Annotated in this window: 23 protein-coding genes; 18 read left to right on the forward strand and 5 right to left on the reverse strand. The window is 52.7% G+C overall.

Going from position 1 to position 25,202, the window contains the following annotated elements; all coding sequences use genetic code 11:
- The first annotated feature begins 6 nt into the window (after nucleotides 1-6).
- Nucleotides 7-741 carry a phosphate signaling complex protein PhoU gene (phoU, locus tag FBY13_RS15130; protein WP_063877777.1) on the forward strand — a complete coding sequence of 245 codons (735 nt, stop codon included), beginning with the start codon at nucleotides 7-9 and terminating at the stop codon, nucleotides 739-741.
- Nucleotides 742-852: 111 nt separating this feature from the next.
- Complete coding sequence (locus FBY13_RS15135; protein ID WP_063877778.1) at nucleotides 853-2,091, forward strand: MFS transporter; 1,239 nt, start codon at nucleotides 853-855, stop codon at nucleotides 2,089-2,091.
- Nucleotides 2,092-2,381: 290 nt separating this feature from the next.
- On the opposite strand, the gene xylB is transcribed toward FBY13_RS15135, so the two are convergent.
- Both xylB and xylA read right to left on the reverse strand, forming a co-directional pair.
- Complete coding sequence (xylB, locus tag FBY13_RS15140; RefSeq protein ID WP_145394539.1) at nucleotides 2,382-3,827, reverse strand: xylulokinase; 1,446 nt, start codon at nucleotides 3,825-3,827, stop codon at nucleotides 2,382-2,384.
- Nucleotides 3,828-3,844: 17 nt separating this feature from the next.
- Nucleotides 3,845-5,167, reverse strand: a complete 1,323-nt coding sequence (gene xylA, locus FBY13_RS15145; protein WP_145394540.1) for a xylose isomerase — start codon at nucleotides 5,165-5,167, stop codon at nucleotides 3,845-3,847.
- A gap of 354 nt (nucleotides 5,168-5,521) precedes the next feature.
- On the opposite strand from xylA, the gene xylF reads away from it, so the two are divergent.
- From xylF to FBY13_RS15205, 12 genes are all read left to right on the forward strand, one after another.
- Complete coding sequence (gene xylF / locus FBY13_RS15150) at nucleotides 5,522-6,514, forward strand: D-xylose ABC transporter substrate-binding protein (protein WP_109717948.1); 993 nt, start codon at nucleotides 5,522-5,524, stop codon at nucleotides 6,512-6,514.
- A 26-nt stretch (nucleotides 6,515-6,540) separates the two neighbouring features.
- Nucleotides 6,541-8,061, forward strand: coding sequence for a xylose ABC transporter ATP-binding protein (locus tag FBY13_RS15155; protein WP_145394541.1), 1,521 nt, complete (start codon nucleotides 6,541-6,543; stop codon nucleotides 8,059-8,061).
- Nucleotides 8,054-9,235 (forward strand): xylose ABC transporter permease XylH, encoded by a 1,182-nt coding sequence (gene xylH, locus FBY13_RS15160; RefSeq protein WP_145394542.1) that lies wholly within the window; start codon nucleotides 8,054-8,056, stop codon nucleotides 9,233-9,235. Before FBY13_RS15155 ends, xylH begins: the two co-directional genes overlap by 8 nt.
- Before the next feature lie 93 nt (nucleotides 9,236-9,328).
- Nucleotides 9,329-10,504 carry a D-xylose utilization transcriptional activator XylR gene (xylR, locus tag FBY13_RS15165; RefSeq protein ID WP_096012553.1) on the forward strand — a complete coding sequence of 392 codons (1,176 nt, stop codon included), beginning with the start codon at nucleotides 9,329-9,331 and terminating at the stop codon, nucleotides 10,502-10,504.
- A 385-nt stretch (nucleotides 10,505-10,889) separates the two neighbouring features.
- A complete protein-coding gene (locus FBY13_RS15170; protein ID WP_145394543.1) occupies nucleotides 10,890-11,327 on the forward strand; it encodes a GNAT family N-acetyltransferase in 438 nt (145 codons plus the stop codon).
- 319 nt (nucleotides 11,328-11,646) lie between these two features.
- Nucleotides 11,647-12,744, forward strand: coding sequence for an aldose 1-epimerase family protein (locus tag FBY13_RS15175; protein ID WP_145394544.1), 1,098 nt, complete (start codon nucleotides 11,647-11,649; stop codon nucleotides 12,742-12,744).
- Between the two features lie 315 nt (nucleotides 12,745-13,059).
- A complete protein-coding gene (locus FBY13_RS15180; protein ID WP_109717946.1) occupies nucleotides 13,060-14,070 on the forward strand; it encodes an autoinducer 2 ABC transporter substrate-binding protein in 1,011 nt (336 codons plus the stop codon).
- A gap of 84 nt (nucleotides 14,071-14,154) precedes the next feature.
- Complete coding sequence (locus FBY13_RS15185; protein ID WP_145394545.1) at nucleotides 14,155-15,639, forward strand: sugar ABC transporter ATP-binding protein; 1,485 nt, start codon at nucleotides 14,155-14,157, stop codon at nucleotides 15,637-15,639.
- The gene (locus tag FBY13_RS15190) at nucleotides 15,632-16,633 is read left to right on the forward strand and encodes an ABC transporter permease (protein ID WP_109717944.1); all 1,002 of its coding nucleotides are present in this window, start codon (nucleotides 15,632-15,634) and stop codon (nucleotides 16,631-16,633) included. The genes FBY13_RS15185 and FBY13_RS15190 overlap by 8 nt, the downstream gene beginning before the upstream one ends.
- A complete protein-coding gene (locus FBY13_RS15195; RefSeq protein WP_145394546.1) occupies nucleotides 16,630-17,673 on the forward strand; it encodes an ABC transporter permease in 1,044 nt (347 codons plus the stop codon). The genes FBY13_RS15190 and FBY13_RS15195 overlap by 4 nt, the downstream gene beginning before the upstream one ends.
- Before the next feature lie 68 nt (nucleotides 17,674-17,741).
- Nucleotides 17,742-18,641, forward strand: a complete 900-nt coding sequence (locus FBY13_RS15200) for a MurR/RpiR family transcriptional regulator (RefSeq protein WP_063877790.1) — start codon at nucleotides 17,742-17,744, stop codon at nucleotides 18,639-18,641.
- 48 nt (nucleotides 18,642-18,689) lie between these two features.
- A complete protein-coding gene (locus FBY13_RS15205; protein ID WP_145394547.1) occupies nucleotides 18,690-19,151 on the forward strand; it encodes an OsmC family protein in 462 nt (153 codons plus the stop codon).
- A gap of 98 nt (nucleotides 19,152-19,249) precedes the next feature.
- On the opposite strand, the gene FBY13_RS15210 is transcribed toward FBY13_RS15205, so the two are convergent.
- Nucleotides 19,250-20,185 carry an omptin family outer membrane protease gene (locus tag FBY13_RS15210; RefSeq protein WP_145394548.1) on the reverse strand — a complete coding sequence of 312 codons (936 nt, stop codon included), beginning with the start codon at nucleotides 20,183-20,185 and terminating at the stop codon, nucleotides 19,250-19,252.
- A 355-nt stretch (nucleotides 20,186-20,540) separates the two neighbouring features.
- On the reverse strand, nucleotides 20,541-21,227 hold the full coding sequence (locus tag FBY13_RS15215) for a hypothetical protein (protein WP_145394549.1): 687 nt from the start codon (nucleotides 21,225-21,227) through the stop codon (nucleotides 20,541-20,543).
- 591 nt (nucleotides 21,228-21,818) lie between these two features.
- On the opposite strand from FBY13_RS15215, the gene FBY13_RS15220 reads away from it, so the two are divergent.
- The 3 genes from FBY13_RS15220 (at nucleotide 21,819) to FBY13_RS15230 (ending at nucleotide 23,508) form a co-directional block, all read left to right on the forward strand.
- Nucleotides 21,819-22,007 carry a YjfB family protein gene (locus tag FBY13_RS15220; protein ID WP_063877794.1) on the forward strand — a complete coding sequence of 63 codons (189 nt, stop codon included), beginning with the start codon at nucleotides 21,819-21,821 and terminating at the stop codon, nucleotides 22,005-22,007.
- 361 nt (nucleotides 22,008-22,368) lie between these two features.
- On the forward strand, nucleotides 22,369-23,004 hold the full coding sequence (locus FBY13_RS15225) for a LysE family translocator (RefSeq protein WP_145394550.1): 636 nt from the start codon (nucleotides 22,369-22,371) through the stop codon (nucleotides 23,002-23,004).
- Between the two features lie 288 nt (nucleotides 23,005-23,292).
- On the forward strand, nucleotides 23,293-23,508 hold the full coding sequence (locus FBY13_RS15230) for a YdgH/BhsA/McbA-like domain containing protein (protein WP_063877799.1): 216 nt from the start codon (nucleotides 23,293-23,295) through the stop codon (nucleotides 23,506-23,508).
- A 3-nt stretch (nucleotides 23,509-23,511) separates the two neighbouring features.
- On the opposite strand, the gene FBY13_RS23765 is transcribed toward FBY13_RS15230, so the two are convergent.
- Entirely contained in the window at nucleotides 23,512-23,643 is a 132-nt protein-coding gene (locus FBY13_RS23765; RefSeq protein WP_255474497.1) for a hypothetical protein, read from the reverse strand.
- A 207-nt stretch (nucleotides 23,644-23,850) separates the two neighbouring features.
- Here FBY13_RS23765 and FBY13_RS15235 point away from each other — a divergent pair, with 207 nt between their 5' ends.
- Nucleotides 23,851-25,167 carry a PAS domain-containing methyl-accepting chemotaxis protein gene (locus FBY13_RS15235; protein ID WP_145394551.1) on the forward strand — a complete coding sequence of 439 codons (1,317 nt, stop codon included), beginning with the start codon at nucleotides 23,851-23,853 and terminating at the stop codon, nucleotides 25,165-25,167.
- Nucleotides 25,168-25,202: the final 35 nt, after the last annotated feature.

Raw genomic sequence — 25,202 nt, forward strand, 5'->3', positions numbered from 1 at the left:
ATCGCCATGGACAGTTTAAATCTGAATAAACACATCTCCGGTCAGTTCAATGCTGAGCTGGAGCACATACGCACTCAGGTGATGATCATGGGCGGGCTGGTCGAACAGCAACTGACCGATGCGATCACCGCGATGCATAATCTGGACGGTGATCTGGCCCAGCGCGTCATTGATGGCGACCAGAAGGTCAACATGATGGAAGTGGAGATTGATGAGGCCTGCGTCCGCATCATCGCCAAACGTCAGCCTACCGCTATCGACCTGCGCCTGGTGATGGCAATTATCAAAACCATTTCCGAGCTGGAACGCATTGGCGATGTGGCCGAGAAAATCAGCCGTACCGCGCTGGAGAAGTTTGGTCAGCAACATCTGCCGCTGCTGGTTAGCCTGGAATCCCTGGGCCGCCATACCGTACAGATGCTGCATGACGTGCTGGACGCGTTTGCGCGTATGGATCTTAACGAAGCCGTTCAGATCTACCGCGAAGACAAAAAAGTGGATAAAGAGTACGAAGGTATCGTGCGTCAGTTGATGACTTACATGATGGAAGATCCGCGTACCATCCCCAGTGTATTAACGGCACTGTTCTGCGCCCGCGCCATCGAGCGTATCGGTGACCGCTGCCAGAACATCTGCGAAATCATTTTCTACTTCGTTAAAGGACAGGATTTCCGTCACGTCGGCGGTGACAGGCTTGATGAGCTGTTATCCGGCGACGACGGCAGCAATAAGCCGTCTTGATCCTGGGCAACCGTGTGCGATTCCGGCACACGGTTGCGGCTATTCTGCATAGACCCCATCATCGTAGCTCTTTATACTTGCGCCAGTTTTTTAACCAACGGGTGCTGACTCATGTCCTCTTCTTCCCCTTCTAAACAGAGCATTACGCCTGCTAAAGCGATGCTGGCCGCCATCAGTGGTTATGCCATGGATGGATTCGACCTGCTTATTCTGGGGTTTATGCTGCCCGCGATTAGCCTGTCTCTGGCACTTGATCCCTCCCAGGCCGGTTCACTGGTGACCTGGACGCTGATTGGTGCCGTAATTGGCGGCATCGTGTTTGGTCATCTCAGCGATCGCTATGGTCGCATTCGTGTGTTAACCCTCACCATTTTGATGTTTTCCCTTTTTACCGGTCTGTGTGCGGTGGCTCAGGGGTACTGGGATCTGCTGGCCTATCGCACGCTGGCGGGAATGGGGCTTGGCGGTGAGTTTGGCATCGGCATGGCGCTGATCGCGGAAGCCTGGCCGGCAGAGAAACGCAACCGCGCCTCGGCGTGGGTCGGGATCGGCTGGCAACTGGGTGTTCTGCTGGCGGCATTTATCACGCCACCGCTGCTGAGTGTTATTGGCTGGCGCGGGATGTTCCTGGTGGGACTGCTGCCCGCGCTGGTGTCGTTTGTCATTCGCCGCAGTATGGGCGAGCCTGAGAGCTTTACCCGTCAGATCCAACATGTTCCCTCACTGTCCTTTCCCGCCCGACTGAAACTGCTGTTTAAAGACCGCGCCACCAGTAAAGCCAGCCTGGGGATCTTTATTCTCTGCTCCGTCCAGAACTTCGGTTATTACGGCCTGATGATCTGGATGCCGAGCTACCTCTCCTCAAATTTTGGTTTTAGTCTGACGAAATCCGGCATCTGGACGGCGGTCACTGTCGTAGGGATGACCTTCGGGATTTGGTTGTTTGGCGTGCTGGCAGATCGCTTTGCGCGCTGGAAAATTTTCCTGCTATATCAGTTCGGTGCAGTTGTGATGGTGGTGGTTTATGCGCAACTGCGCGATCCCACCGTCATGCTGTTTACGGGCGCGCTGATGGGGCTGTTTGTTAACGGCATGATCGGCGGTTACGGAGCATTAATCTCGGATACCTTTCCACCGCAGGTGCGCGCTACCGCGCAAAATGTGTTGTTTAACCTGGGACGTGGCGTCGGTGGGTTTGGCCCGCTGGTTATTGGCCTGCTGGCAGGCAAGTTCTCTTTTGTGGCGGCCATTACCTTACTGGCGCTTATCTACCTGCTGGATATTGTGGCAACGCTGTTCCTGCTGCCGAAGAAGCAGAGCCAGGACGATGCGCTGGGGGCAATTGGCTAAGTAACCTGACTGACGTAAACCGGCCTCACAAAGAAGCCGGTTTACGTGGTGATCCATGTCCATACCAGATGCACCTCTCACCATTTCAACTTTCAGGCTACTTTTTCGCATGAATCGCGCGATTTGCATCGTTGGTCGCGCAGGGTCAGGTTCTGCTGCAACAACCTTTATGAACCCTGAGGAAATGATGAGGGCAAGATAGCCCGACAGTGCCACTGTGGCAGATTGTTGTGAGCATGATGGGAGACATCGCTCAAATAAAAGGGCAACGTCGTTGCCCTTGGGTTGGATTACTGCTGCATCAACGGCAGCAGCTGCTGATACAGCCGGCTGAACGTCTCACGTCTCGGCTGATAGTGCGCATGACGCGCCGGGTCCGGCTGGTGGCGCTGCACCTGCTTCAGGGCAGGCACGGTCAGATTCTCATCCAGCGCCATTTGCGCCAGACGTGCAGCGCCCAGTGCGGGTCCGACATCGCCGCCTTCGCAGTAATCCAGCGTCTGTCCGCTGATATCGGCCAGCATCTGTCGCCAGTAACCGCTTCGGGCACCGCCGCCAATCAGCATGATGCTGCTGGGCGTGACGCCGCAGTCGTGTACCACATCCATCCCTTCGGCCAGTGCAAACCCCACGCCTTCCAGCACCGCCCGCGCCAGTTCGGGCCGTCCATGCTGGTGGGTAAAGCCAAAGAAGCTGCCGCAGGCGTGCGGATTATTATGCGGGGTGCGTTCTCCCGACAGATAAGGCAAAAACCACAGCGACGGCGCATCCTGTTTTGCCCGCTCTGCCTCCGCCAGCAGATGCGGAACATCGTCACAGCCGGTCAGCGCAGCCGCCCAGTCAAGGCAGGACGCGGCACTGAGCATCACGGACATCAGATGCCAGCGCTGCGGCAGAGCGTGGCAAAAGCTGTGAACAGCACGTTGCGGATTACTGAGATAGCCGTCGCTGACGACAAAATAAACCCCGGATGTCCCCAGCGACAGCATGCCTTGCCCCGGCGCTGTCATGCCGACGCCAACTGCACCTGCCGCATTATCGCCACCGCCCGCCACCAGGGGCACCTGCGGCAGTGTCCAGCGCTGTGCAATAGCCGCCGACAAGGTACCGGTAATCTGATTACCTTCAAACAGCGCAGGCATCTGGCGTCGTTCCAGCCCGCAGGCCGCCAGCATCACATCGCTCCAGTCACGCTTTTCTACGTCCAGCCACATTGTGCCCGCCGCATCCGACATATCGCTGGCAAATTCGCCGCTCAGCCGCCAGCGTAGGTAATCTTTGGGCAACAGCACTTTTGCGACCTGAGCAAAGACGTCAGGTTCATGCTCTTTTACCCACAGCAGCTTTGGCGCAGTGAAACCCGGCATCATCAGGTTGCCGGTGATCTGACGCGATTCAGGCACGCGCTGCTCCAGCGTATGGCACTGATCGCCGCTGCGCCCGTCATTCCAGAGAATGGCCGGGCGCAGCACCTGATGTTGTGCACCAAGCAGCGTAGCACCGTGCATTTGCCCGGTCAGGCCAATCGCTTTTACGCTACTCAGGTCATGCTTGTGGGCCAGGGCCTGTACGGCGCGGTCCGTGGCCAGCCACCAGCTTTCGGGATCTTGTTCGCTCCACAACGGATGCGGGCGGGAAACCGTCAAGGGGGAGGTTTCCACTGCCACAACCTGCCCGTGTTCATCCAGCAGCACCACCTTGACGCCGGATGTGCCGATATCGATCCCGATTACCATGTCGCGCTCCTTACGGATTAAAAGTCATAAAGATAGTGATTCACCAGGTTTTCCAGCTGTTCCTGGCGTCCACTGTTGTGCTGCGGATTAAACTGCTGCTGATGTGCATGAGCCGCCAGCGCATCCAGTGAGAATTCACCTTTCAAAATCTGCTGACCAAATTCGCCGTTCCAGCCGCTGTAGCGCTGTGCTACGCGTTTATCCAGCTCACCGTCAGCCAGCATGCGTGCCGCCACTTTCAGCGCCAGCGCCATGGTATCCATCGCGCCGATATGGCCATAGAACAGGTCATATTTATCGGTGCTCTGACGGCGTACTTTGGCATCAAAGTTTAGGCCGCCGGTAGTGAAACCGCCTGCTTTGATGATTTCGTACATCACCAATGCGTTTTCTTCCACGCTGACCGGGAACTGGTCTGTATCCCAGCCGCACTGTGGATCGCCACGGTTAGCATCCACCGAACCAAACACGCCAAGGGCAATTGCCGTCGCAATTTCATGATGGAAAGAGTGGCCAGCCAGCGTCGCATGGTTCGCTTCGACGTTCACCTTAATCTCTTTTTCCAGACCAAACTGCTTCAGGAAGCCATAAACCGTGGCCACATCATAATCATACTGGTGTTTGGTGGGTTCCTGCGGCTTAGGTTCGATCAGCAGCGTGCCCTGGAATCCGATTTTGTGCTTGTGCTCAACCACCATCTGCATAAAGCGGCCGATCTGCTCGCGCTCCTGGCGCAGGTCAGTATTTAACAGGGTTTCGTATCCTTCGCGACCGCCCCACAGCACATAGTTTTCGCCGCCCAGCGTCTGGGTCGCTTTCATGGCACTGCATACCTGGCTGGCTGCCCAGGAAAAGACTTCCGGATCGGGACTGGTCGCAGCACCTGCACCGTAGCGCGGATGCGTAAAGCAGTTCGCCGTGCCCCACAGCAGTTTAATTCCGGTTTCCTGCTGTTTTTCCTGCAGTTTATCGGTCATGACGGCCAGGTTTTCGCGATAGCTTTTCAGCGAATCCCCTTCTGGTGACACGTCTACATCGTGGAAGCAGTAATAGGGCACATTCAGTTTGTGAAAAAACTCAAACGCCACGTCCGCTTTCAGTTTTGCCAGATCCAGCGCTTCGCCCGCTTTTTGCCACGGACGATCAAACGCGCCCGCGCCAAACATATCCGCACCGTTCCAGCAGAACGTATGCCAGTAACAGGCGGCGAAGCGCAGATGCTCGGCCATGGTTTTACCCATGATCACTTCATCCGGATTGTAATGGCGGAACGCCAGGGGATTGGTGGTTTTTGTTCCTTCGTAGCGAACGCGATCAAGCTGGTCAAAATAAGCGTGCATGGTTGGCTCCTTAGCATCGGCCCCGAATGGGTTACCCGGAAGCGTTATTGTGCGTACCCGCTCTCAGCGCGCTCAATTACGATATTTCACACAGCCAGTAAGATAATTATTTATTGTGCACTTGCTCGCAAAAAAATATGAAGGCTTTATGACGCCTGACAGGTCTTATGTCGCGATCGGCGAGTCTGAAAATGTAAAATTTTCGATCGCGCTCAAAAATACAGAAATAAACCAAAAAACGTAATAGCGGGATAAAAATCAGTAATTGCTGGCAGCTGAAAATAAGGTGAACAATTCATCCGCCTGGTTCATAGCCTTACAACGACAATAACCGTTCCCTATAGGATGACCATGATGAAAATGAAACCTGCATTACTCGCTGCCTTTGCGGCGCTGGCCCTGTTCAGTCAGGCCAGTCTGGCAAAAGAAGTCAAAATCGGTATGGCAATCGATGATTTACGCCTGGAGCGCTGGCAAAAAGACCGTGACATCTTTGTTAAACAGGCTGAGGCGCAAGGCGCAAAAGTATTTGTGCAGTCAGCCAATGGCAACGAAGAAACCCAGATGTCGCAAATAGAAAATATGATCAACCGCGGCGTTGATGTGCTGGTTATCATTCCCTACAACGGTCAGGTATTAAGTAACGTGGTGGCAGAAGCCAAACGTGAAGGGATTAAAGTGCTGGCCTATGACCGTATGATAAATAACGCCGATATCGACTTTTATATTTCCTTTGATAATGAAAAAGTGGGTGAAATGCAGGCGGAAAGTCTGGTGAAAAAGGTGCCAAAAGGAAATTACTTCCTGATGGGCGGATCACCTGTAGACAATAACGCGCGCCTGTTCCGCGAAGGGCAGATGAAGGTGTTAAAACCCTATATCGATAACGGCAGCATTAAAATCGTCGGCGACCAGTGGGTTGACGCCTGGCTACCGGAAAACGCGCTGAAGATCATGGAAAACGCCCTGACTGCCAATAAAAACAATATCGATGCGGTTGTCGCTTCTAACGATGCCACCGCGGGCGGCGCGATTCAGGCGCTGAGTGCTCAGGGGCTGGCCGGTAAAGTCGCTATTTCCGGGCAGGACGCGGATCTGGCCGCCATCAAGCGCATTATGAACGGCACCCAGACCATGACCGTGTACAAACCCATCAAAGAACTGGCTACCGAAGCCGCGAAGATTGCCATCGAGCTGGGCAATGGTCAGACGCCAGCCAGCAACGCCAAACTCAACAACGGCCTGAAAGATGTGCCAGCGCGCCTGCTGACACCGATTGAGGTGAACAAAGACAACATTGACAGCACCGTGGTGAAAGACGGTTTCCACAAGAAAAGCGAACTCTAATCGCGCTACGCGAAGGAGAGTAAACGATGTTGCTGGAAATGAAGAACATCACCAAGCGCTTTGGCGCGGTGAAGGCGCTGGATAACGTCAGCCTGCAGCTGGATGCGGGTGAAGTGCTATCGTTGTGCGGTGAAAACGGATCGGGCAAATCAACGTTGATGAAAATCCTGTGCGGACTCTATCCGCACGGGGATTTCGACGGGCAGATCCACTTTGCCGGGGACGCTATTCAGGCGCAGACCATTCGCGATACCGAGCGCAAAGGTATTGTGATTATCCACCAGGAGCTGGCGCTGGTGCGGCAACTTACGGTGATGGAGAACATCTTTCTCGGCGCAGAGCTGGGGCGCTTCGGCATGGTGGATGATGAAACCATGACGCTGCGCTGCCAGCAGCTGCTGGAGCGCGTCAAACTCAACGTCTCCCCGGATACGCGCGTGGGCGAACTGGGCCTTGGGCAACAACAGCTGGTGGAGATTGCCCGTGCCCTTAACAAGCAGGTGCGCCTGCTTATCCTGGATGAGCCCACCTCTTCGCTGACCGAGCAGGAGACGACAGTGCTGCTCAGCATCATCCAGAACCTGCGCGAACATGGCATTGCCTGCGTGTATATCTCGCACAAGCTCAACGAAGTGAAGGCTATCTCGGACACGATCTGTGTCATTCGCGATGGTCAGCACATTGCCACCCGACCCGCAGCGGGCCTGAGTGAGGATGACATCATCACCATGATGGTCGGACGCGAACTCACGGCGCTTTATCCCCATTCGCCCCACGAGATTGGCGACACGGTGTTGCAGGTCGATAACCTGACGGCCTGGCATCCGGTTAACCGTCACGTGAAGCGGGTAAACAACGTCTCTTTTACCCTGCGAAAGGGGGAAATCCTCGGCATTGCCGGATTAGTGGGCGCGGGTCGAACGGAAACCGTGCAGTGCCTGTTTGGCGTCTGGCCCGGCCGCTGGCAAGGGGAGATAGCGATTCACGGCAAAAAAGTCACGATTCGCGACTGCCAGCACGCCATCGCGCACGGCATTGCCATGGTGCCGGAAGATCGTAAAAAAGACGGCATCGTGCCGCTGATGGGCGTAGGCAAAAACATCACGCTGGCCGCGCTGGACCAGTTCAGTCATCGGCTTTCCACCATTGATGAGGCCGAAGAACTGCACGCCATCAATGCCGCCATTGCACGACTGCGGGTGAAAACCTCTTCGCCTGAGCTGCCGATTGGTCGCCTCAGCGGCGGTAATCAGCAAAAAGCGATTCTGGCGAAGTGCCTGCTGCTCAACCCAAAAATCCTGATTCTGGACGAGCCGACGCGCGGCATTGATGTTGGGGCGCGCCAGGAGATCTATGTGCTGATCAACACCCTGGTACAGCAGGGCATCTCGGTGATTGTGATTTCGTCTGAGCTGCCTGAAGTGCTGGGCCTGAGCGATCGCATTCTGGTTATGCATGAAGGGCAAATCAAAGCCGATCTGATTAACGACAATCTGACTCAGGAGCAGGTGATGGAAGCCGCCCTACGGAGTGAACATTATGCTTAACAGCGAGAGTAAACCTGCCGTAGCGGCACCGGCTAACAAGCACGTATCCAGCAAGCTCGGCCTGCGTAACCTGCAGGTGTTGGTGATGCTGGGGGCGATTGTCTTGATTGCCCTGTTCTTTACCTGGACGACCGACGGTGCCTGGCTCAGCCCGCGCAACGTCTCTAACCTGCTGCGCCAGACGGCGATCACCGGCATTCTGGCGGTGGGCATGGTGTTTGTGATTATCTCCGCCGAGATCGATCTGTCCGTCGGCTCCATGATGGGGCTGTTGGGCGGTGCGGCGGCAATCTTTGACGTCTGGCTGGGCTGGCCGCTGCCGCTGACTATCGTGGTCACGCTGGTGCTGGGGCTGTTGCTCGGCACTTGGAATGGCTGGTGGGTGGCTTACCGCAAGGTGCCGTCATTTATTGTGACCCTGGCCGGCATGCTGGCGTTTCGCGGCATTCTGGTGGGCATCACCAATGGTACCACCGTGGCCCCAACGAGTCCGGCGATGTCGCAGATCGGTCAAAGTTATCTGCCCGGCGGTATCGGTTTTGGCTTTGGTGTTGCGGGCCTGGCGCTGTTTATTTTGTGGCAGTGGCGCCTACGACTGCGCCGTCAGCAACTGGGTCTGGCTCAACCTGCCACCTCCGGCACCGTAGCACGACAGGCCATTACCGCCGTTCTGGTACTGGGCGCGATCTGGCTGCTGAACGACTATCGCGGCGTACCGACACCGGTACTGTTGCTGGCATTGCTGCTGCTGGTGGGGATGTTTATGGCCACTCGCACTGCCTTTGGACGCCGCATCTATGCCATTGGCGGCAACATTGATGCCGCGCGGCTCTCCGGTATTAACGTGGCGCGCACCAAGCTGGCGGTGTTTGCCATCAACGGCCTGATGGTGGCGATTGCCGGGCTGATCCTCAGCTCGCGGCTCGGCGCGGGTTCCCCTTCCGCCGGGAACATTGCCGAGCTGGATGCCATTGCGGCCTGCGTGATTGGCGGCACCAGCCTGGCGGGTGGCGTGGGGTCGGTAGCGGGCGCCGTGATGGGCGCGTTTATCATGGCCTCACTGGACAACGGTATGAGCATGATGGATGTACCGACCTTCTGGCAGTACATCGTCAAAGGGGCCATTTTACTGTTAGCGGTGTGGATGGATACCGCCACGCGTCGCCGCCTGTAATCGTGTGAACGATCACACTGTGGCGCAAACCATTTCTGTGGCGCATCCAGCTGTGTTATGCAATGCGCTGGGAGTTAAAGGGACTGTGCCACTATGCATGAAAAACGATACCGCATTACCCTGCTGTTTAACGCCAACAAGGTTTACGATCGTCAGGTAGTAGAAGGTGTTGGCGAGTATTTGCAAGCTTCGCAGACCAACTGGGATATTTTCATTGAGGAGGACTTCCGTTGCCGCATTGATAATATTCAGGAATGGCTGGGTGACGGGGTTATTGCGGATTATGACGATAGTTCGATTCAGCGCTCTCTGGCCGACGTGGCTGTGCCGATTGTCGGCGTGGGCGGTTCGTATCACAGGGAAGAAGACTATCCACCAGTACACTATATTGCCACCGATAACACTGCGCTGGTGGAAAGCGCCTTTCTGCATCTGAAAGAGCGCGGCATCAACCGTTTCGCCTTTTACGGTTTACCGGCCTCCAGCGGTAAACGCTGGGCGCAGGAGCGTGAACTGGCGTTCCGCAAAATGGTGATGCGCGAGCGTTACATGGGCGTGGTCTATCAGGGCATGGAGACTGCCTCTGAGAACTGGCAGCACGCACAAAACCGTCTGGCCGACTGGCTGCAAACGCTTCCTCCCCATACCGGCATTATCGCCGTTACCGACGCCCGTGCGCGCCATCTGCTGCAGGCCTGCGAATACCTGAAGATTCCGGTGCCGGAGAAGCTGTGCGTCATCGGGATCGATAACGAAGAGCTGACGCGTTACCTGTCCCGCGTGGCGCTGTCCTCAGTCGTTCAGGGATCGCGGCAGATGGGTTACCAGGCCGCTAAACTGCTGCATCGCCTGCTCGATCAACAATCTCTGCCGTTACAGCGCATCTTAGTGCCGCCGGTAAAAGTCATTGCCCGCCGTTCCACCGATTTCCGTTCGTTGCACGATCCCGCTGTCATTCAGGCGATGCACTTTATCCGCTTCAACGCCTGCAAGGGCATCAAGGTTGAGCAGGTGCTGGATGCCATTGGCATGTCGCGCTCAAACCTGGAGAAGCGTTTCCGGGATGAAACTGGCGATACGATTCACGCCATGATCCACCGCGAGAAGCTGGAGAAGGCCAGGGAACTGCTGGCGGGTTCGTCGCTGAGTATCAATGAGATCTCCCAGATGTGCGGCTATCCGTCGTTGCAGTATTTCTATTCGGTGTTTAAGAAGAGCTATGCCACGACGCCGAAGGAGTACCGCCAGGAGAATGGCGAGGTGGTGTAGATGCTTAACGCTTGCCTGGATCGCTGCATGAGGCAATAAGGTTAACCGCATCATTCGACCTTTTCACGAGCAACACTCGCGTATTCTGCTGAAGCTGGATGGCGAGAAACGGACAAAGGCACAGTAAAAAAACGCTCACCAAGGGTGCCAGCAGACTCCCTTTCAAAAGGACAGGGAAACCGCCACCGCGAAAATATCGTCTTAGTTTTTTTGTCACACCGTCTCACATCTGCGCATCGGCTTGACGATGCTCTTAGTGAACATGCCCTGTTGATAGCACCCGTCGTTATCATTACTGATAGTGCACCAATGTGCTGCAAGAGTCGGATAAAGCTCACCCGTATTGTCATCGCTTAGTTATTGTTTTAACCAAAAGGAATTTCCAATGCTCAAGGTCCGCAAAGCCATACCAGAGGATTACTCTGCCTGGCTAACCCTCTGGAAAGGTTATCTGCATTTTTACGGACAGAACCTGGACGATGCCGTCACGTTATCTACCTGGCAGAGAATACAGTCGCCCGAATCAGCGTTAATGTGTTGGCTGGCCGAATTTGATGGCAAGGTGACGGGCTTCGTGGCCTGCGTGATACATGAAGGCACATGGTTTACACAGCCCGTATGCTATCTGGAAGATCTCTTCGTTGAAGAAAATGCGCGTGGCGTGGGAGCGGGAAAAGCGCTCATCACGAGGGTCTGCGATGAAGCCCGTGAGGCGGGCTGGGCAAAGGTGTACTGGGTGACAAATGAAAATAACCCCGCGCGTAAACTCTACGACAAGCTAGCCCAGGTTGATGATGTTGTTCGCTACAACATCAGGTTCTGAAAACCGACCTCTCAGCACCCTCCCAATCGTACAAGATACTGCCCTTATTAAAATAATCAGGGCAGAGATTAATAACCTCTCTCCCTTTTTATTGGAATCTGCCAATAATAAAAATAATCTGTGATAAATATCTCAATATTATAGTATTAAGATTCATTGCGACCCTTATTCATTTTTCCTCTGTTTTCAACGGCGCAGGAAGGCTTCTCCAACGGCTGGCATCCCGAAAATCGAAAAAGCCCATTGAAATAAAATGGGGCCGATCACAATATGAGTGGGTTTACTAAACAATAACAATAAGTAAATTCCGAGGCCGATTATGCAACGCACTCCGTCACCTACAGTCTTCCAGCTTCACAAGTCTTTTTTCCGTACTCAACCCCTGGAGATCGTCAATGCTGCGGGATGCAGCGCGGAACTTTTTATCTATGAATCAGGCATTGAGGCCGTGCGGCTGAAAAACGCCCGTGGCTATCTGGTGGTGCTCCCTTACTATGGTCAGATGATCTGGCAGGCCATGTTTGATGGCGTCGACCTGACAATGCAAAGCCGTTTTACCGAGCCGCGTCCTGCCAGCGACATTGTTGGAACCTATGGCTGCTTTATGTATCACTCCGGGCTGCTGCGCAACGGTAACCCAACAGCGGAAGACAACCATGCCCTGCACGGTGAAATGCCCATCGCACCGATGCAGCGGGCGCGCATTGAAACTGGCGAGGATGCGCAAGGGCCCTGGCTGGCGCTGGTGAGCGAGCGCGAGTACCTGATGGGATTTGGCGACCATTATCTGGCCCAGCCTCGGGTGGTTATCCGTCCGGACAGCGCCACCTTTGAGGTATGCATGGCGGTAGAGAACTTATCGCTCAACGCCATGGACCTGATGTACATGTGCCATGCCAACTTTGCCTATGTTGAAGGTGCACGCATCATTCAGCCCGCTGCTTTTACCGCGGCCGACACGGTTATCCGTTCGTCAGTGCCCGCCATCGTGAAAGCGAATGATGCCTATCTGGCAAGGCTTAAGCAGCTTAAGCAAGATCCCGCCAGCACAGAAGTCATCACTGCCGAGTTGCAGCCCGATCCCGAACTGGTTTTCTACATTAAAAATCTGCGTAAAGCGCAGGATGGCCATGTGCACGTCATGCTACGTCGGCCAGACGGCGATGCTTTTACGGTGAACTACAACCCCGACAATTTCCCCTTTCTGACACGCTGGATTCTGGCAAACCCTATGCAGAAGGTGTGCGCTTTTGCGATGCCGGCGACCTGCGGCGTTGAAGGCTATCAGGCCGAAAAACGGGCCGGGCATGTACGGTCACTGGCTGGCGGGGAAAAGGCCTTTTTCAGCATGACGCTCGGCTATCTTAATGCGCAGGAAAGCCAGCACGAAGAGGCACTGATCCGTGCGTCGGTGTGATCGGCACACCGTAATTGTTAATGGAATGTGTGAGCTTTATCAAAGAAGAGATCTTTATTGGTATCAGGTAATTTACTTTACTTTTCTTTGCAGTAAATTCTGTGCTGCACCCGGACAATTTATGCGGTTTGTTTTGGGAAACGGGAAAAAAAGATTAACCGGCTGAACGGTTTATTTTCTCATTTTTATTAATACGAATACCCAGTGTTCAGAAATGATTATTTATCTGCTGTTTTATTGCTGGCAGCGGCATCTTTATATCAATTTCTGGCAAGAGAAAATCTCATCATATTAATGATAACCAGGGGTAGTAAAATGAATCGCCGCAATCTAATTAAAATGTTAAGCATCTCTACGCTGTTATCGGTCTCTGTGAGTTTAGCGTTTCCCATGTCCGCACTGGCCTCCGAAACCAAAACCATGGTGACGGTGGTCAAAGAAGCCGGTGTGCCCTGGTTCAACATCCTTAATCAGGGACTCAAAGAGGGCGGAGAAAAAAATAATCTTAAAACCTCTATGGTGGGGCCCACGCGTGCCGATCCTGCGCAGCAGGTGAAACTGATTGAAGATCTGATCGCCAAGAAAGTCGATGTGATTGGTCTGGTACCGCTCGATACCAAAGTGACGGCGCAGGTGGTGAAGCGCGCGCGTGACGCGGGCATCATGGTGATCACGCAGGAAGGCCCTAACCAGGAAGGCAAAACCTGGGATGTGGAGCTGATGAGCGCGAAAGCCTACGGTGAAGCACAGATGAAAGCCCTGGCGCGTGAAATGGGTGAAAAAGGCGAATACGTCGTGCTGGTCGGCACTTTAACCACCACCGGTCATAATCAGTGGGCCGATGCCGCGATCGCGTATCAAAAAGAGCACTACCCGAATATGAAACTGGCCGCCGACCGCTTTCCTGGCGCGGACTTTATCGATGAATCCGAACGCGTTACTCAGGATATCCTGAAAGCGCATCCGAACGTGACAGGGATTATGTCGATGGGCTCGAACGGGCCGATCGGGGCGGGCAACGTGCTGAAGAAACGCCATCTGGAGAAAAAAATCGCCCTGGTGGGCACCACCATTCCCTCACAGGCGCGCGCATACATTATGTCTGGCGTGATTCGTGAAGGTTTCCTGTGGAGTCCAAAAGAAGCCGGACTGGCGATGACCGATGTCGCACGCCTGGCGCTGGATAACGCGGAATTTAAAACCGGCATGACCATCCCTGGGCTGGGTGAAGCCACCGTGGATAACGAAAACAAAGTGATCATGGTGGATCGCATCCTCCAAATCACCAAAGCCAACGTCAACGATCTCGTCAAGCTCGGCCTGTAAGTCACACCATCAATGTTGCTGCTGGCCGGGTTCAACTGAATCCGGTCAGCCTCCCCGTATTCTGATTAGATAAGGGATAGTGCTATGCCTGCATTTTTACAACTCGATGGCATATCGAAAATATTCGGCGGCGTCCACGCGCTTTCGGATGTCAGCCTCACGCTGGAAGAAGGCGAGGTACATTGTCTGTGCGGACAGAATGGATGCGGTAAGTCGACGTTGATCAAGGTGATGTCTGGCGTGCACCAGCCCGAGCCGGGCGGCCGTATTATTATTAGCGGTAATGAAGTCTCGCCGCTGACGCCCGTGGAAAGTACTCGCCTGGGCGTGCAGGTGATCTATCAGGACCTGTCGCTGTTCCCCAATTTAACCGTGGCGGAGAACATTGCCGTCGGCCAGCATACCGGCCGCTTTAAACGGGTTAACTGGAAAAAGATTTATGAGATAGCGGCCGAAGCGGTTGCGCGCATTGGCGTTTCGCTCGACCTGAATGACAAAGTGGCGGATATCTCTATTGCTCAGCGTCAGCTGGTGGCAATTTGCCGGGCGATGGCGGCGAATGCCCGGCTGGTGATTATGGATGAACCTACATCCTCCCTGACGCGCCATGAAGTGGACGCCTTACTGAAGCTCACCCTGCAGCTTAAACAACGCGGTATCACGATTGTTTTTGTCAGCCATCGTCTGGATGAAGTGCTGGAAATTGCTGACCGCGTTACCGTGATGCGCGATGGCGTGAAGCTGGGCACCTACGATGCCCGCGAGATGTCAGACCGTAAACTGGCCACGCTGATGACGGGGAAAGAGTTCCATTATGAATCCGTTGCCAAAGACAGACCGCAAACCGAAACGGTGCTCGAAGTCAGCAACCTGTCCCGTAGAGGCGAGTACCGGGATATTTCGTTTGATATTCGGCGGGGCGAAATTCTCGGCCTCACTGGCCTGTTGGGATCGGGGCGAACCGAATTAGCGCTGAGCCTGTTTGGCCTGACGCGTCCGCATCAGGGCGAAATAAAACTTCACGGCCAGGCCGTGCAGATGCGATCTAACCGCGATGCCATTGAGTACGGCATTGCCTATTTGTCAGAAGACCGTCTGGGACTGGGCTTAGTTCTGGAGCAGTCAATCAGCGCCAACATCACGCTCTCCGTGGTGGAGAAGCTGGTGAATAAAGCCGGACTGATTCGTGACGATCTCTATGAGCAAACGGTCAACGAGGCAATTGCCTCACTGTCTATTAAAGCCGGTAATCCCGACAACAAAGTTAAAACCCTGTCAGGCGGTAACCAGCAACGAGTGGTGCTGGCAAAATGGCTGGCGACCCAACCCAAACTCCTGATTCTCGACAGCCCCACTGTGGGCGTTGATATCCATGCCAAAGACGGTATTTACGCCATTGTGCGCAAACTCGCCGCCAGCGGTATTGCCATCATCATGATTTCCGATGAGATTCCCGAAATTTATTACCACAGTGATCGGGTGTTAGTGATGCGCGGCGGCAGGCTTAATGGGGAATATTTCCCTGGCCGCTGTAGCGAAGAAGAATTAAAGGAGGCAGTAAATGCGTGATTTCCTCCAGCGCTTTATTCATACCCACGAATGCCGCCTGCTGGCGGTGATGACACTGATGATTGTGTTCCTGACCGTCTTCACCACGGAGTTCGCAACGTTACAAAATCTCTTAGACGTTTCAGGTGCAACGGCCTTTATTGGCATTATGGCCGCAGGCCTGTTGGTGGTGATTATTACTGGCGGCATCGATCTCTCTTTCGCCGCTACCGCCTCTATCACCCAGTACGTTGCCCTGACCTTAGCGAACAATATGGGCCTGGGCTGGGTGGGCATTTTTGCCGTTGCCATCGGCCTGGGCATCGTGCTGGGTTTTATCAATGGTGTGCTGGTCAACGTACTTCGAACCTCCGCGCTGATTATCACCATTGCGACCCTGAACGTTTTCTTCGGCATCCTGCTGACGGTAACCAGCGGCCAGGACATCTTCATGCTGCCTGACTGGTTTAACGCCGGCTTTGAACTGGTGTTCTATACCGATGCACAAGGTGCCACCTATGCGCTGAACTTCCAGATTATCGCCCTGGTCCTGGCATTTGTTTTGACGTGGCTACTGCTCAACAGAAGCAATACCGGCCGACAAATTTATGCCACTGGTGGCAATCCGGATGCCGCGCAACGCGTCGGCTTCAACGTATTCAAACTGAATATGCTGGTTTATGGCTACATGGGAGCGCTGGCTGGTCTGGCGTCGCTGGTTCAGGCACAGCTTGCCCAGTCGGTATCCCCGACGGCGCTGGTTGGCAGGGAACTGGATGTGGTGGCTGCGGTGGTTATCGGCGGGGCCAGCCTCACTGGCGGTAAGGGGACGGTGTTGGGCACCGTACTGGGCGTAGTACTGATTGCCGTGATGCAGAATGGCCTGATCCTGCTGGGTGTTTCATCTTACTGGTCGTTATTCAGTACCGGCCTGGTGATCATCGCCGCCATGATCATGATGGCCAGAGAAACCCGCAAACAGAACAAGCTCGTCGATGAAGGGGCAATATCATGAAGCAGACTGGCAATGTGTTAGCGCAGGTGGAAAAACGGTTGGGAACGACCAACGTCCGGCTGCTGTTTATCCTGATAGTCATGGTGATCGGTCTTGGGCTACTTGAGGGCGACAAGCTGTTTGCGGCGGCGGGATTGCGATCGATGGGCTTCCAGTTGCCGGAGCTGGGGTTTCTTGCGCTCGCCATGATGATTCCTATGCTTTCCGGCGGTATCGATCTTTCCATCATCGCCACCGCCAACCTGTGCGCCTTAACGGTCGCCTACACGTTGACCACCTTCATGCCTGAAATGCAGGGCGCATCCGGGGATCTGCTACAAATTGGCGCACTGTTGCTGGGCCTGGTGTTGTCGGCCCTGGTGGGGTTACTAAATGGCGTGCTGGTGGCTTATCTGCGCGTGCCGCCAATGCTGGCAACGCTGGGTACGATGACGGCGGTGAAAGGCATTGCAATCGGATTCAGCCATGGGGATGTTATTTCCGGTTTTCCGGCACCGATTGTGTTTATCGGCAACGGCACCCTGTTCGGCATTCCTTTCGCCCTTATCATCTTTGCCCTGGCGATTATTCCGTTAAGCATTTTCGTCAACAAAACCCCGCTGGGTAAGTCGATAGCCATGATCGGCTCCAATGAGCGAGCGGCCCATTATTCCGGCATTAACACGCGTAAAAGTCTGGTGTGGGTATATCTGATTTCTGGTTTATTTGCCGGTATCGCGGGCATCATCATGATGGCACGCTTCGACTCGGCCAACGCGGCGTACGGTGAAAGCTACCTGTTGGTCGCTATCCTGGCTGCGGTACTGGGCGGTGTCGATCCGTTGGGGGGATTTGGCCGGGTCAGCGGCGTGATTCTGTCACTACTGATTCTGCAGTTGGTCTCTACCGCCTCGATTTTGCTGGATCTCAGTCAGTTCATCACGCTGGCGCTGTGGGGCGCAATTTTGATTGTGGCATCGGGCGGCGTCGTGCTCAAAGAATGGCTCTCTGAGCGGCGGAAACTGCGTAAAAAAGTGCCCGCGATGACACGAAAGGCGTAAATTCTGTAAACCCTGTTACTGCATCACCACGTCGCACCTGAGGCGGCGTGGCTATCGGGCCTCATGACATGATAGATTTAAAAAATAATCATTCAATAAGGTATGTCATGAGTAATCGAGCTGATGATGTCAGTGCTATAGGTCCCCGGTTACGACTAATGATCGCCTCATTAACCTCTCTGGAAGCCCGGTTGGTTCATGCCGTGTTATCAAGCGATTTTGATGAGAATGTCTCAATCAAAGCCATTGCCAGCCGTTGTGAGATGTCTGAGGCGATGGTGGTGAAAACAGCAAAGAAGTTGGGTTTTTCCGGTTTCAAAGAGTTACGCATAAAAGCCGCCCTGTATAACCGCCTGCCCATCACCGAAATGCATCAGGAGCTTTCTCCCAGCGATACGACACGTGAGATCGTCAGTAAGGTGTTTCGCACCTCCGTTCAGGCGATTGAGGAAACGCTGGCCATTCTGGACATGGCGGCTTTTGAAAAAGCGGCGGATTTGCTGGCCAGGGCACGTCAGCGTGATTTTTACGGCTTCGGCGGTTCGGCGCAAATCGCGCGGGATGCGGTGCATAAGTTTCTGCGTATCGGTACCCGTTCGGCCGCTTATGACGATCCCCATATGATGCTGATGTCGGCTGCGTTACTGAACGAGCAGGATGTGGTTGTCGCTATTTCCCATTCCGGCCGGACGAAGGACATCATCGAAGCGGTAAAAGCCGCGCAGCTTCAGGGCGTACCGGTGATTGCCATCACCAATTCCATTGGCTCGCCGCTGGCTAACCTTGCCGACACCGTGATCTGCTCCACCGCTCAGGGCTCGCCGCTGACCGGTGAAAACGCGGCTGCGCGCATTGCACAGTTAAATATTCTGGATGCCCTTTTTGTTGTGGTCGCACAGCGCGACTATGCACAGGCCGAACGCCAGCTGGGCCGCACCATGCTGGCCGTCGCCCATAAACGAAAATAGCCAGAGCAACCACTTTCACTATCCTCAACGATTCCAAAGGAACATCGAATGGCAAAACGGGAGCATCACTACCAGGTCAACGTGCGCTGGAGCGGTAATCGCGGGGATGGCACGCAGTCCTATACCGCTTATGATCGAAACGGCGAGCTGTCGGTGGAAGGTAAAGCCACGGTTGCGCTCAGTGCCGATCCCGCTTTTCGTGGTGATGCCACGCGCTGGAATCCAGAGGAGCTCTTATTGGCGTCAGCGTCGGCCTGCCATAAGCTATGGTATCTGCATCTTTGCGCCGATGCGGGCATCATTGTGGAAGCCTATGAAGACACGGCAGAAGGCACCATGGTTGAAGGCGAAAGGGGCCATTTCACTCAGATCACCCTGAAACCCGTGGTGACATTGCGTAATAAGGACGACGCAGCCCGAGCCGAAGCGCTGCATCATCATGCCCATGAAGCCTGCTTTATTGCGAACTCGCTGAATTTTCCGGTGCGTTTTGAGCCGATGTTTATTTAACGGTGAAATTTCGCCTGTCGGCAGTTAGTGATAACGCGGGATCTAACCAGCATAAGAACAGGCGAAACAGCGTTTCGCCTGTGAATGTCAGTACATAATCAAAATCGGTACTGCAATCCTGCTGTCACGGTATAGTTATGGTTGGCAATACCTGCCGCATCGCCGTCAATCGTTCCTGACTGGCCGCTGACGTTATCAAAAATCTGTGTACCACCTTTGCCTTCTTCGTATTTACTGTAGGTAAATTCAGCAAAAACTTTAGCATTAGGGGTAACGTAATAACCTGCGTCAACTGAAGCACCGTAGTAACGCGAACTTGATGTTTTTTCACGGAACGTCAACTGGCGAACATAGTGTTCGTCGTTATCATGGGCATTAACCCAGTCGCTGAATTTAAGCAGAGTACCGAATTCAAAGTTATTTATTCTGTAGCGCCCGGTCAGTCCTACGTACGGCATTGAAAAGCGCTGACTGTAACCTATGCCTGTTTGATCACGTGGAAAATCACCTACCAGAGTGCCATTATTGTAATCAAATGAGCCGCCAATAGCAGTCCAGCTGAAGCGGGTCTCCTGATAGCCAGCCACCGCACCTATCCGATAGCTGTCTCCCTGTATAAACCAGCCTTTCAGATTAAGATCGTACTCATTAGCATGATTCATACGCGTATAGGGATGTGAAGAATGGTCGGTCCAGTTACCCTGATTACTGTTTTGCCAGTCATAATCGTCCAGATGACCAGAACCGCTGGCAAGAGAAGTCCATCCACGTGCATTGAGTGTCAGGAATGAGTAGGCATCCCACGAAATGTCGCCTTTCAAAATGGCCACATTTTTGATCTTCCAGTCCAGCTGACTAATTTTACGACCCGTGTCAGGGTCGTAAACAAGTTCCCCGGATTTCCCACCTAGCATACCTGTTGAGGCAGATATACTAAGACTATCCGCGGAGAGATTAGGTGAAAGTGATATCTCTTTAGCCTGAACGCCAGCTGAAAACCCTGCCATCATCATTACAAAAAAGCATTTTTTCATTTTTACCACCCTGTTTTTTTATTAGAAAAAATCCTAAAAGCAGTTTCAGAATAAAATAGAGATGTCTGCTTAAACAAGTAAAAAATTGTGGTTGATGGCAGGGTTTAATAACTTTCAAACAACGTAAATCAAAAAAATATTCAACCCTACACCTGAGTCTGGCACCGAAAATGAAGAGTTAAATAGGCTGTTTTACCGTGTTGCCCTTTATTCTACAAATGAATATCACTCTGTTTAATCATGGAATTTTCACCCTTACATCGTAAGTTTGACGCTCAACATGCTAATTAAACGTAGTTAAGAAAGTCAGGATTAAAGCTTAAAGTGATTGAATTCATAACGCTTAAATTAACTTTTACGACGACCAGCCGCAGGCGTCAGCCATTGATGAGGCGTCTATACCCAGTTGCGTAAGAAATGCACCCATTAGCACTAATTCGCCGATAAACGCAGCGCCATCGGTTGCTAACAATGCCACCGCTTGGGCAGTAATCACGGTTGCCATGAGCACCCAGTTATACCAGGCCATGTTATCCTCAATTGCTCCCAGGATTTGGCGGATACCTGTTAATTTATAAATGGCAGAAATAAGGTTGAAGATTGCCGTTGCAGTATTCAGTGCCCCCTCTGCATTACTGATTGCCTGGAATAAACTGGAGAGTCCGTCCAGTTGAGTTCGGGTAAGGCCGTTAACAACTTCTGTAGCGGCTTCACCACAAACTTTACCTGTGATGCCAAGAAACTGAAAAAAAACGGTAAAACAATCAATCGCCACGATTATTTCTTTACTTGTGCATTCACTAATCGCAACCGATCTTCCGGCTGTTGATACAGAACGCGAACCTGACGAATCCGACCATGGAATATCATACTGACCGTGAACCAAGTCAAACATGTCACGAATTGCTTTATCTTTATCCAGCGTTTCACCAGCGGGAGGCGGATTTTCTGCAACGATTTTGTCGAGAAAAGGCGATGTTACGTTTTGAAATGTTAAAAAGTCTAATTCTTTTAAACTGTTATCAGAAAGAGGCTGGCTCATGAGTGACTATTCCTTTTGATATTTACTAAGAAAGTGGCTGTTTCCGGGTATGCTAACGGGTAATCCTGTTAGTAATTTTATTTAAAGTTAGCCCTTTTCTTTAAAAATTAAGATGGTTGTTTGCCTATTAATTTTTCAATATCAATAGGTGTTTTTTATTTTTTATGCGTTTTTGAGCATTAGTTAAGTTTAGATAGTTTAATGTTTTTAAAGAGTGTGGGAAAATAAAAAAATATAGTTTATTATTCTTTTTAAAATTTTTTATTTATTTTATTCAGTTGGTTGTACATTTTTATACGACGATGGTGGTTAAGGTGGGTAGAGTTTTTCGCTCATAATTTTCATATTTTATATAAGTTTATTTTTTCAGAATCTCAATTTCACGAAAGTACTATGAGCGCGCTGATATCACTATCCTAAAATCCTGTGTGGTGCTTAAATCTGGAAGAAATTTTCCTCTTTTCGTATTCATTCGTCAGAGTTATTAAAGTATTTTAGCCCCAGGCCGATACTTTATGCGCAACTGGCGAAATCCGTCGCCGGTATTATGTGACCCCCGTCTGGGGCTCAGTCAACATAAGGAGCAACTGCATGGATATACAGCAACTCACCACTCTGTCTGCAGGTTTAGAACAATGGCAGGCTCGCGGTGAAGCCAATGCGAATCTGTTGAAAAAAACGCTGAATCAACAGGCAGATACCATCACCACGCTTGTTGAGGGTGTGACAGCTCTTCCCTCTAATCCGGCTGTAGGGCGTAACATCAACACCACCGCCTGATCATGCCGTTACGGATCCCCGGGCGGCTTTCGCTGTGCCGCCCGTTTTAATGCATGGCGTAGTTTATTCCCTTGTCTGAATCTGGCTGAGTCAACGGCCTTGACTCAACGCTTTTATCACCGCAATTTCTTCCAGTATCCGTGAACCTCATCTGGATTAAATAGGGCATCGCTCATCTGTTGCCTGGGAATGCGATGTCTGCGCGCCTGTTATCGATTGGTTATTCAATGCCTAAAATACGTTTATTCGCGACGTACCCTTTAGATGTTCTTCGCACGACATTGAGGGGTTTTTTGACCGCTTTATGCTTCTTCACTATCACGGCCCACGCAGAGCGCCTTAAATCTGAGGAGCCATTGTTATGATGTCTTTTTCAACGGGTTTCCTGTTGAGCCTGTCGCTGTGCCTTGATATCGGCATTGCCAACATTGCCATGATTACGCTGGCGATGCAGCGTGGCTATTTTCAGGGGTTCTGGTTGGGAGTCGGCACCTGTGTGGGTGATTTGATTTATGCCGTTCTGGCGCTGGCTGGCATGGCGGTGTTGCTGCAGTTCGAGGTCGTACGGTGGATCATCTGGATAGGTGGTGGTGCTTTGCTGGTGGGGTTTACCATCAAAATGCTGCTGTCCGCCTTTCGTAACGTCAACGATATCGATACCACGCTGAGTGCGCCCAGACGGTCAATGTGGCGTGAGTTCCGGCACGGTATCGTGCTGGCAATGTCGTCGCCGACTGCCATTGTGTGGTTTGCCACGGTGGGTGGTGCATTGATTTCCCGATTCGGGCAGCAAAGCATTACGGGATCGGCACTGTTTCTGAGCGGTTTTTTTCTGGCGGGGATCGTATGGACAGCGGCCCTGTGCCTGGTCGGTAGCCTCGGCGGCAGGTTGTTAGGGCAAAAGCTATTGAGATATTCCTATATGGCTTCCGCGCTCATCTTTGCCTACTTTGCCTTATATGTGATCGTGTCAGGATATAAAGAATTTATTCTTTAGCACGAGTTGGCATTAGCAACAGGTTGTTAGTCCTGTCACGGCTTGTCCGTTTGCAAAGACGTTTTCTCACGCCACCCACTGTGCCTTGATAGATATCCCGTTCAGCGACGGCCAACATGATCTTCTGCCAGGCCACGCGGCACCGATCACAGGCGAGAGCTATCAGTGCAATAGATAGCATGATTACAATAACTGCACTTATTGTTAACTTTGTATTAATAACATTGGTTATCATAACCCCATCGAAAGCGAATTGCTTTCACACTTACAACATTAAGGAACAGGATTATGAAAACCATTAAAACACTGTCGATTGCTGCCGTTGCTGCACTGTCATTCATGTCGGCCTCAGCTTTTGCACAAACCGTTACCGCAACGGGTTCAACGCTGGACGGTACAGAAGCCAAAATTGCCGCTCAGGCCGAGCAGCAGGGCGCACAGTACAAAATCATCGAAGCCAATACGAACGATCGCGTTCACATGACAGCTGAGCTGTATAAATAAGCGTTACGGATGCGCCGGCGCGAAAAAGGGCTGCTTAATGAGCAGCCTTTTTTGTGTCTGTACAGACAGCAGCGCACCAACCTTGTCAGATTGAATCGCCGCCGTGCGCCGTTTGCGCTCTGCAAGCAGCGTCATGAATAAAAGGCCAGGCTTCCCCGCACATAAACCGCGCCAGATCAGCGTAATCTTGATGCCGTACCCGCTTCATTCAGCCATAACGTAAATTTTACAGAAGAGGTTAGCCCGGTCACAATCTTATGGTTGTTTATTCGCCATTGTCTCAAGCCCGTTCTTTATCCTGCCGATAAACCCTCCAGACCACTCAACATGGCAGTATAAAAAATGACAATTTTTAAAAAAATATTTTCTATTTTTCCTAAACACCAGCATAAACACGCCGCCGATTCGCTCAGAGCTTTGGACGATGCGGTTCCGATCATCGAATTTACCCCGGATGGCACCATCCTTCGGGCAAATGCACTGTTTCTAAGCAAGATGGGTTACGAAGCGCAAGAGATCGTGGGCCATCACCACAGTATGTTTTGCCCGCCATCATTGGTGAACTCATCTGAGTACCGCCAGTTCTGGCAGCGCCTTGCCAGCGGCAAGAGTTTCAGCGGCAAATATCTGCGTCTGGGCAAAGACAGCCATCCGGTCTGGCTGGAAGCCAGCTATGTCCCGGTGAAAGACAAACATGGCCGCGTCATCAAGGTCATCAAGCTGGCGGCAGATATCTCCGAGCGCATCAGTGAGGCACAGCAGCAGGATGCCCTGGTGCAGGCGATCAGCCGCTCAATGGCGGTCATCGCATTTAACAAAGCCGGGGAAGTGTTAGAGGTTAACGAAAACTTTCTCAAAGCAACGGGCTATAAAGCCGACGAGATTCTGGGCAGGCATCACCGTATGTTCTGTTCCGAGGAACTGCGCAGCAGCAAGGAATACCAGCAGTTTTGGCAGCGTCTCAATCAGGGCGAATTTTTCTCTGGGCAGTATCCGCGACTTAATCGTCATGGCGAAACTATCTGGCTGCGCGCGACGTATAACCCGGTTTTCGATGCCGATGGCCGGTTATATAAGATTGTAAAATTCGCCAGCGATGTTACCGAGCAGGTGCTGCAAAACCAGCAAGAAAATGAAGCGGCTCAGCACGCGTGGAAGATGGCGCAGCAAACCCGCGAAAGCTCGGTAACGGGTGCGGATGTGATTGAAGACAGCGTCAGAACCATGGCCGAGATCGCCAAAGAGATGAACAGCGTTTCCGCTGACGTCTTTGGGTTAAACGGCCAGTCAGATCGCATTGCCGATATGGTGCACACCATTCGCAACATCGCTGAGCAGACGCGTTTTATCGCATTAAACGCGGCAATTGAGGCAGCCCGTGCCGGCACGTCCGGCCGCAGTTTTGCCATCGTGGCCGCCGAGGTGCGTACTCTGGCTGCCCGCATCAATGAAGCCACTGAAGAGATAGGTCGCGTAGTCTCCAGCAATAATCAGCTGGCAAAAAAGGTGCTGGAAGATATCGAAAATAACCTGAAAAACACCGCTCGCGGCGTCAACCTGATGCGCCAGGCCGGAGAGGTTATCGCCAGCATTCAGAGCAATTCGGAGCGGGCAGAAGAGGCGGTCAGAAACGTTTCACGCTCGACGTCGCCTATTTAGCGCTTAACCCTGCAGCAGCAGGTCACCCGTCTGCG

This window comes from Pantoea sp. SJZ147, from assembly GCF_007828605.1.
Taxonomy (GTDB): domain Bacteria; phylum Pseudomonadota; class Gammaproteobacteria; order Enterobacterales; family Enterobacteriaceae; genus Pantoea; species Pantoea allii.